This window comes from Asanoa sp. NPDC050611 (genome assembly GCF_040654855.1).
Classification (GTDB): Bacteria; Actinomycetota; Actinomycetes; order Mycobacteriales; family Micromonosporaceae; genus Asanoa.
This window is the reverse complement of the sequence record NZ_JBFAIU010000365.1, coordinates 1-7,418: the sequence shown is the minus strand read 5'-3', so window position 1 is coordinate 7,418 and position 7,418 is coordinate 1. Positions and strand designations below refer to the sequence as shown.

Below are 7,418 nucleotides of genomic sequence, written 5' to 3'. Positions count from 1 at the left end.
CGGGCCGTTCCAGGCTGTCGATCACGTTGGTGTAGTAGGTGCCCGGGTCGATGCCGCCACCGCCGAACAGCTCGAGATGGAAGTCGTCGTCGGCCAGCGCGACCCCGGCGAGCGCGAGTCCGGCCCGCGGGGCGAGGAATAGCGCCACGACCGCGACACCGCCGTACCCGACCAGCGCCAGCGTCTGTGCGCTGAGCGGCGGCCGCGGCGCGCGGATCGCGAGGCCGACGACCACGAGGGCGGCGGCCACCGCCGCGACGACCGCCCACCACGTCACGCCGGCCAGCCGGCTGGCCACGATCACCGTGGGGAAGACCAGGCAGCCGGCCCAGGCCACCCAGCGCCGCTTCAGCGCGGCAGCGGCGAGGTAGCAGAGCACAGCGGTGGCGACCACCGTCGCGACGCCGTCCGCGTCGGGGCCGAGGGCCAGTTGCCCCGCGACCGTCACGAGGGCCAACAGCGTCGGCCAGCGATGCCTTATCACGCGAAGAGTCAAGCGCAGCGCGGTTTCATCCTGCCTTCGGCACTACCCTGCTGACCGTGGACCTCTTCGCACAGTCGTGGACCGCGTTGCGCACAGCGGTCGACGGGTTGCCGGACGACGACTTCGCAGCGCCGTCCGGGTGCACCGGCTGGCTGGTGCGGGACCTGGCCTGCCACCTGATCATCGATGCCCAGGACGTCCTGATCACCCTCGTCACGCCCACGGACGAGGAACCGACGCGCGACGCGGCGTCCTACTGGGAGGTCGCGCACCAACCGCCGACGGGCACGGACCCGCTCGACGCGCTGACGGTCCGGCTGGCCGCGGCCTACGAGCAGCCGCGGCTGCTGAAGTTCCACCTCGACGACGTCGGCGCCGCCGCCGGGCGCGCGGCCGACCTCGCCGACCCGGGTCAACGGGTGCGGACCCGCGGACACGTGCTCACCGCCGGCGACTACCTCGGCGCGTACGTCCTCGAATGGACCCTGCACCACCTCGACCTGGTCGCGCACCTTGACGGCCCGGAGCCGCCCGCCGACGGCCTGCGCCGCTCGCGGGAGCTGTTCGAGCGGATCGCCGGGTTCGCCTTCCCCGCCTCGTTCTCCGATTCGGACACCCTGCTGGTCGGCACCGGGCGGCGGGCGCCGACCGGCGACGAGCGGGAACGACTGGGCCCGCCGGCTGCCCGGCTCCCCGTGGTGCTGGGCTAGCCCGGCAGGGCCGTGAGGACGGCCTCGTCGATCTCGCTCGCGTCGAGCCAGCGGTGGTACGAGGCCAGGGCGGCGCCGTGGTCCGCGACGCGCACGTACACCGTGGTGGTCGCGCCCTTGCCGGCCGACCAGACGACCGCGATCTCGTGCTGCTCGTGCCGGCCGTCGACGACGGCGATCGGCAGTGTCACGACGGGCAGCCAGTCGACCTCCGCGGCGGTCGGCGCCAGCCGCCAGCCGGCGCCGTCGGCCCAGGAGCGCAGGGCGTGCCAGCGGCGGGCGGCGGCACCCTGGCGCCAGGCCGCCACCGCGATGCTCACCGCGAGGGCGGCCACCAGTGCGATCAGGGCGATGGCCACCACCCGAGGGTACGCGCGGTCGCGTATGGTGCGGGCGGTGACGGATGTGGTCGGGACGGTCGCGGCAGCCGCCGGTGTGTTCGCCGGCACCAACGTCGACGACCTGATCGTGCTCACCGTGCTGTTCCTGGCGTCCCGCACCGCCGGCCGGCCGCGGCCGTGGCAGGTCTGGGCCGGGCAGTACGCGGGCATCGGCGCCCTGGTCGCGATCGCCGGCGCCGCCGCGCTCGGGCTGACCCTGCTGCCGGACCGCTGGGTCGGGCTGCTGGGCCTGATCCCGCTGGCGCTCGGCGTGCGGGGCCTGGTGGCCGCGTTCCGCTCCGCCGACGACGCCGCCACACCGGTCGTCGCCTCCGGGCTCGTCTCCGTGGCCGCCGTCACGATCGCCAACGGCTCCGACAACATCGCCGTCTACACGCCGGTGTTCCGGACGATCGGCCTCGGCGACACGCTGATCACGATCGCGGTGTTCGCGGTGCTGACCGCGGTGTGGTGCGCGCTCGGCTCGTGGCTCGGCGGGCACCGCCACGTGATCGGCCTGCTCGGCCGGTGGGGGCACTGGCTCGTGCCGCTGGTCTTCGTGGTGATCGGCCTGGTGATCCTGGCGGGGCTGCTCTGACGCTATGACCAGGGCAGGGCCGCGCGGTGCCGCCAGTACTCGTCCGGGGTCTCCGGCGCGGGCAGCGGCCCCGGGTCCGTGACGTCCAGCGCCCGCAGGTTGCTGGCGAGCTGGGCGGTGGTGGCGGCGCCGGAGAGCACGACGTCGACCCAGGGCTGGGCGAGCGCGTGGGCGAGCACGTCGGCGTCCCGGTCGGCGAGCCGCCCGTTGGCCACGGCCTCCTTGATGATCACGTGCCGGCCGGCGGCGCTGGCCTCCTCGAGCGCGAACCCGGCGGACGGGTCGAGCGGGTTCCAGGTCGCCTGGAAGCTGTGGAACAGCGGCGCGCCGTCGACCTCGATCTCCATCGCGGCGCGGATCGCCTCGGCCTGCCGCGGCCCGCTGGTCGACACGCCGATCGTGACACCGCGGGCACCGAGGTCGGCGAGGTGCCGGTGCAGCTCGCCGTCGGTCAGCGCGCTGCTCTCGGGCGTCAGCGAGTGGATCTGGTAGAGATCGAGCCGGTCGCCGAGCAGGTCGCGGGTCTCGATCACCTGGCGGTCGAACGTACGCACGCCGTGGTCCTTGGTCTCGTGCACCTTGGCGTCGACCCGCCACCCGGCGACGTAGGTGTACCCCCACTTGGACCCGACCACCACGTCCCGGTGGCCGGCGAGCCAGCTCGCCAGGAACTCCTCGGCCCGGCCGTAGGAGCGTGCGGCGTCGAAATACCGGATCCCGGCGGCGTACGCGGCATCGAGCACCTCGTGGGTCCGCCGGCGCATGGCATCGACGGTCCGCTCGGGCGGCAGGTCCCGATCGCGCCCGAGGTTGATGTAGCCCGGCCGCCCGAGCGCCGCCAGCCCGAGTCCCATCCGGTGCACCGGCACGCTCAGATCCAGTCGATCAAAACCCACCCGGACAGCATGCACCCTGCTCAGCCCCTACCGAACGCGACCCGCAGCCGCGCGCCGAGTGACGTTGCGCGCGGCTGGGTAACCCGAGGTGGCCGACATTCGAGGAGGGCCGTGTGGCGACTCATGCCCCGTCCGGCGACGCGACCTGGGCGCCCGCGTGGCCGATCGTCGGTTCGACAGCCGTGGCCGCCCTCGCGCTGGTCGCCGCGTCCCGGATCTCCGCCGAGGACTCCCTCGGCCGCTACACCGCCCCGTTGATCTATCAGCTGTGCCTGCTCGGCGTGGTGGCAGTCGCCCTACGCGCGACCGTCGAACGCGGCCGGCACTTCGCCGCGCGGGGCGTGCCGGAGGCGTGGACCCGAGCACTGCTCCGCGACACGGGTGACGCCGATCTGGTCCGGTGGCGCAACCTGATGCGTCGGGGTCGCCCGCCCATGCCGGAGGAGCGGGCCAGGCTTCTCACCGCCGCGCGGGCCCGCGCCGAAGGACTTCCGTCCATCCTGACGCCGGCGACGGTGGGCCTCACGCTCGCCGTCGTCAGCATGGTCCTGGCCGTGCGGCAGCCGGGCACCCTGCTCGGTTTCGCCCGGATCCCGAACATTCCGGTCGGCGTTCTCCTCGCCGTCGTCACGGTGCGGTACGCAGCCCTCGGCGCGGAGTCGCGCGCCTACCTGACCCGGTTCCGTCAGCCCGACGATCCTCGTCATTCGTAGGCGACCTGGACCTCGACCCGGTAGCGCAGGTACTCGTCGGAGCTCGTGCGGGCGATCCGCACCGCCTCGGCGATCAGGTCCTGGAGGTCGGCCGGCTGGCGGTCCGCAGGTCGAGATTCGGCAGGAGGCACTGGCGCAGGTACAGGTCGTCGGTGTCGACGAAGAGCCGCAGGGAGGCACGGGCGAACCGGTCGTTGACGTCGGCGACCTCGCTCCGCGCGGCCACGCTCGCCGTCGGGGTGGTGCCGTCCGCTTCGTAGCGGACACCGACCCAGGTCGGGTACCAGGCCCGGGACGCGCCGGCCTGCTCGGCGACCGTCCCGCCGGTCAGGTGGTCCAGCAGCGCCGCGACGACCCGGCGCCGGCCGAACAAGGTGATCATCGGTGCGACCAGGTCGCGGTTGAAGCTGGGGTCCGGCTCCAGCACGGCGGCCCGGACCAGCGGCGCGAACCACTCCTCCCGCGGGCTGGCGCCGGTGAGCGCCCGGCCGATCGACCGGCGGGCCTGGTTCTGCCAGCGTCGCCGGCCGCGGCGGGTGTCGTCGGGCGGCTCCGGGTGCGCGACGCCGACGAGGTCGAGGATCTCGGCGAGCAGGGCCGAGTAGGCGGCTGAGGTGTCGTGGGGCCCCGGCATGTGCCCCATCGTTCCGGCGTGGGCCTCAGCCCGGTAGGGGGTGGGCGATGTCGTTGGCGTGGTCCGTGATCGACGCGCCCGTGACCGTCGCGCGCAGCGGGAGGATCTCCAGGCAGCGGCGGACCGCCGGGCCCATCAGCGGGTTCGGGACCCGCAGCGAGACCGTGCAGTGCGGCACCCAACGACCCGGGCGGTAGTGCTCCCACACCTCGACCCCGCCCGTCGCCAGCCGCTCGTGCACCGCGCGGTGCCGGTCCAGCAACTCGGGTGTCGCCGTGATGCCGAGCCACAGGACGCGCCCCACGAACTGGCCGACGAAGTCCATGTCGAGGACCAGGCCCCGGCCCAGCGGGACGTCGCCCAGCGCGTCCGCGACCGCAGCCGGCGACAGGCGCGACGCCGCCGCCAGAGAGACGTGCGGGCGGTGCTTCGAGTCCTGCAGCGACGCCAGCGTCGGGATCCCCTCGGCCTCCAGCGCCGCCCAGAGCGCGCGCAGCCGCCGCGTCGCGTCCGTGTCCAGGTAGAGCTCGAGGGCCGCGACCATTCAGCCGGCCGCGGTGATCCGGACCAGGGTGCCGGCCGGGCCGCTCTCGATGTGCAGCGCGTGGCTGGTCTGCTGGGCGATCCACAGGCCCATGCCGCCCGTCGACGACGGGGTCGGGCGCACCTGGCGGGCCAGGTACTCCGCCGCCGGGAAGCCGCCGCCGTGGTCGCGGACCTCGCAGACCAGGCCGGACACGTCGTCGACCAGGCGCAGCGAGCCCGCGCCGCCGCCGTGCCGGATCGCGTTGGTCATCACCTCGTTGACCGCTGCCACGAAGTCGTCGGCGGCCTCGCCGCCCATGCCGCTGCGCTCGGCCTCGTCGGCGATGCGGCGACGCAGCGTCGCCACGCCCGCCCGGTCGAACGCGCCCTCCAGCAGCAGCCGCGGCTCCGGGCGAGGCGGCGGGCCCACCCGCCGGATGGCCAGCAGGGCCGTGTCGTCCGACGGGCGCTCCTCGCCGACCGCGAACATCAGGGCCGTGCACACCTCGTCGGGGTCGCCGGGCCAGACGGTGGCGAGCAGGCGCTCCAGGCCCACGTCGATCGACTCCGACCGGCGCTCGATGAGCCCGTCGGTGTAGCAGACCAGCACCGCACCGGGCGGGAAGTCGACCACCGTGGTCCGCCGGGTGCGGGACGCGCGGCCCATGCCCAGCGGCACGTCGGTCGGCGCGGGCAGCAGCTCGGCGTGGCCCGACGGGTCGACCAGCACCGGGCGCGGGTGGCCGGCGATCGACACGTGCACCTTGTCGCGCTCGGGCGGGACCATCGCGTAGAGCACGGTGGCCAGGTTGCCGGTCTCGAAATGGTGGACCTTCGCGTCGAGGTGCACCAGCGCGTCCGCCGGGTCGGCACAGACCAGGGCGTACGCCCGCAGCGCGCTGCGCAGCCGGCCCATCACGACCGCCGACTGCAGGCCGTGGCCGGAGACGTCACCGACCACCACGCCGAGCCAGCCGGAGGGCAGGGCGAACACGTCGTACCAGTCGCCGCCCACGCCGGAGTCGTGGCCCGGCAGGTAGCGGGAAGCCATCTCGACGCCGGGCACCTCGGCCAGCGCCGTCGGGAGCAGGCTGCGCTGCAGCGCGAGCGCGGTCTCCCGGTCGACGGTGCCGGCCCGGGTGTGTGTCGCCACGCTGGCCCGGTCGGCGACCATCTCCAGCAGGCGCGCGTCGTCGGTGCTGAAGGCCCGCGGCTCCCGGCTGCCGACGTGCAGCACGCCGGCCAGCTCGCCGCCGCCGAAGATCGGCACACCGAGAAGCGAGCGGACTCCCCCGCCGCGGACCAGCGGACTGGTGTCGGTCTCCTCGGTGATGTCGTCGACGATCACGGGGCGCCGGTCGCGGGCGACCCGCCCCGCGAAGCCCCGGCCCACCGGGATCCGTACACCCACCTTGAAGTGCTCGTCGAGGCCCTTGGCGGCGGTCGCGACCAGCTGCCGGGCATGCGGGTCGAGCAGCATGATCACCGCGGTGTCGATCTGGAGCAGATCCTTGACCCGGTCGAGCAGCTCCTCCAGAAGCGCGTCGACGTCGAGGCGCGAAAGGGCAGCGTCCGTGACGGCTTCGAGCCGCCGCAGCCGCTCATCGCTACCTGTCACCGCGTCGATCACCTGAACAGCCTAAACCGGGAACCAGCGGGGGGCGCGCGCACGCACCCCCCGCCGATCAGTCAGCTTCCGAACACCTCCAGGTTGAAGAGCGAGTAGCCGTAGGCCGTACCCCTGGCTGTGCCGTAGATCCGGACGTATCGCCCACTGGCGCTGAGGCCGGTGTTGTCGTCCTCGCCGCCGTTGCCACCCGTCACCGTCCGCGCGACGGTCCAGGTGGTGCCGTTCGGCGAGGTCTCGATCCGGTACGCCGACCCGTAAGCGGCCTCCCAGAGCAGCCGGACCCGGCTGATGGAGTACGTCTGGCCGAGATCGACCTGGATCCACTGCGGGTCACCGAACGCGCTCGACCAGCGCGTGGTGGTCGACGCGTCCACCGCCTGCGAGGCCGGGAACGCCGCGTTCTCGACGCTGGAGGCCGTCGCGGGTTTGTTCAGCGCCACGTTGGTCGCCGTCGGCGGCTGGCCGCCACCGCCGTAGACCTCGAACGAGAACAGCGAGTAGCCCCACGCCGTGCCGCGCGCCGTACCGTAGATCCGGACATACCGGCCGGACGCGTTGAGCCCGGTGTTGTCGTCCTCACCGCCGTTGCCGCCCGTCACCGTCCGCGCGACGGTCCAGGTGGTGCCGTTGGTCGAGGTCTCGATCCGGTACGCCGAACCGTAGGCGGCCTCCCAGAGCAGCCGCACCCGGTCGATCGAGTACGTCTGGCCCAGGTCCACCTGGATCCACTGCGGGTCGGCGAACGCGCTCGCCCACCGGGTCGTGGCCGAGGCGTCCACGGCGGCCGACGCCGGGTACGCGTCCGCCTCGACGCTCGACGCCGTCGCCGGCTTGTTGAGCGCGAGGTG

10 protein-coding genes are annotated in these 7,418 nt (G+C 73.9%); 3 read left to right on the top strand and 7 right to left on the bottom strand.

Annotation, left to right across the window (positions count from 1 at the left end; genetic code table 11):
• On the bottom strand, positions 1 to 448 hold a 448-nt coding region (locus AB0H87_RS35115; RefSeq protein ID WP_360155817.1), incomplete at its 3' end, for a hypothetical protein.
• A gap of 92 nt (positions 449 to 540) precedes the next feature.
• Between AB0H87_RS35115 and AB0H87_RS35110 the strand changes: the two genes are divergently transcribed.
• On the top strand, positions 541 to 1,194 hold the full coding sequence (locus AB0H87_RS35110) for a maleylpyruvate isomerase N-terminal domain-containing protein (protein WP_360155814.1): 654 nt from the start codon (positions 541 to 543) through the stop codon (positions 1,192 to 1,194).
• On the opposite strand, the gene AB0H87_RS35105 is transcribed toward AB0H87_RS35110, so the two are convergent.
• Positions 1,191 to 1,553 (bottom strand): hypothetical protein, encoded by a 363-nt coding sequence (locus AB0H87_RS35105; protein ID WP_360155811.1) that lies wholly within the window; start codon positions 1,551 to 1,553, stop codon positions 1,191 to 1,193. The genes AB0H87_RS35110 and AB0H87_RS35105 overlap by 4 nt on opposite strands.
• A 37-nt stretch (positions 1,554 to 1,590) precedes the next feature.
• Between AB0H87_RS35105 and AB0H87_RS35100 the strand changes: the two genes are divergently transcribed.
• Positions 1,591 to 2,172 (top strand): cadmium resistance transporter, encoded by a 582-nt coding sequence (locus tag AB0H87_RS35100; protein WP_360155808.1) that lies wholly within the window; start codon positions 1,591 to 1,593, stop codon positions 2,170 to 2,172.
• Between the two features lie 2 nt (positions 2,173 to 2,174).
• Here AB0H87_RS35100 and AB0H87_RS35095 read toward each other — a convergent pair whose 3' ends face one another.
• The gene (locus tag AB0H87_RS35095; protein ID WP_360155805.1) at positions 2,175 to 3,068 is read right to left on the bottom strand and encodes an aldo/keto reductase; all 894 of its coding nucleotides are present in this window, start codon (positions 3,066 to 3,068) and stop codon (positions 2,175 to 2,177) included.
• A gap of 113 nt (positions 3,069 to 3,181) precedes the next feature.
• Between AB0H87_RS35095 and AB0H87_RS35090 the strand changes: the two genes are divergently transcribed.
• Positions 3,182 to 3,781, top strand: a complete 600-nt coding sequence (locus AB0H87_RS35090; protein WP_360155802.1) for a hypothetical protein — start codon at positions 3,182 to 3,184, stop codon at positions 3,779 to 3,781.
• A 73-nt stretch (positions 3,782 to 3,854) separates the two neighbouring features.
• Here the strand turns inward: AB0H87_RS35090 and AB0H87_RS35085 are convergent, their stop codons facing one another.
• From AB0H87_RS35085 to AB0H87_RS35070, 4 genes are all read right to left on the bottom strand, one after another.
• A complete protein-coding gene (locus AB0H87_RS35085) occupies positions 3,855 to 4,415 on the bottom strand; it encodes a hypothetical protein (protein WP_360155799.1) in 561 nt (186 codons plus the stop codon).
• Between the two features lie 25 nt (positions 4,416 to 4,440).
• Complete coding sequence (locus AB0H87_RS35080) at positions 4,441 to 4,959, bottom strand: 2'-5' RNA ligase family protein (RefSeq protein ID WP_360155796.1); 519 nt, start codon at positions 4,957 to 4,959, stop codon at positions 4,441 to 4,443.
• Positions 4,960 to 6,570 (bottom strand): SpoIIE family protein phosphatase, encoded by a 1,611-nt coding sequence (locus tag AB0H87_RS35075; protein WP_360155793.1) that lies wholly within the window; start codon positions 6,568 to 6,570, stop codon positions 4,960 to 4,962.
• Positions 6,571 to 6,629: 59 nt separating this feature from the next.
• The coding region (locus AB0H87_RS35070) for a discoidin domain-containing protein (RefSeq protein ID WP_360155790.1) at positions 6,630 to 7,418 on the bottom strand (789 nt) is incomplete at its 5' end.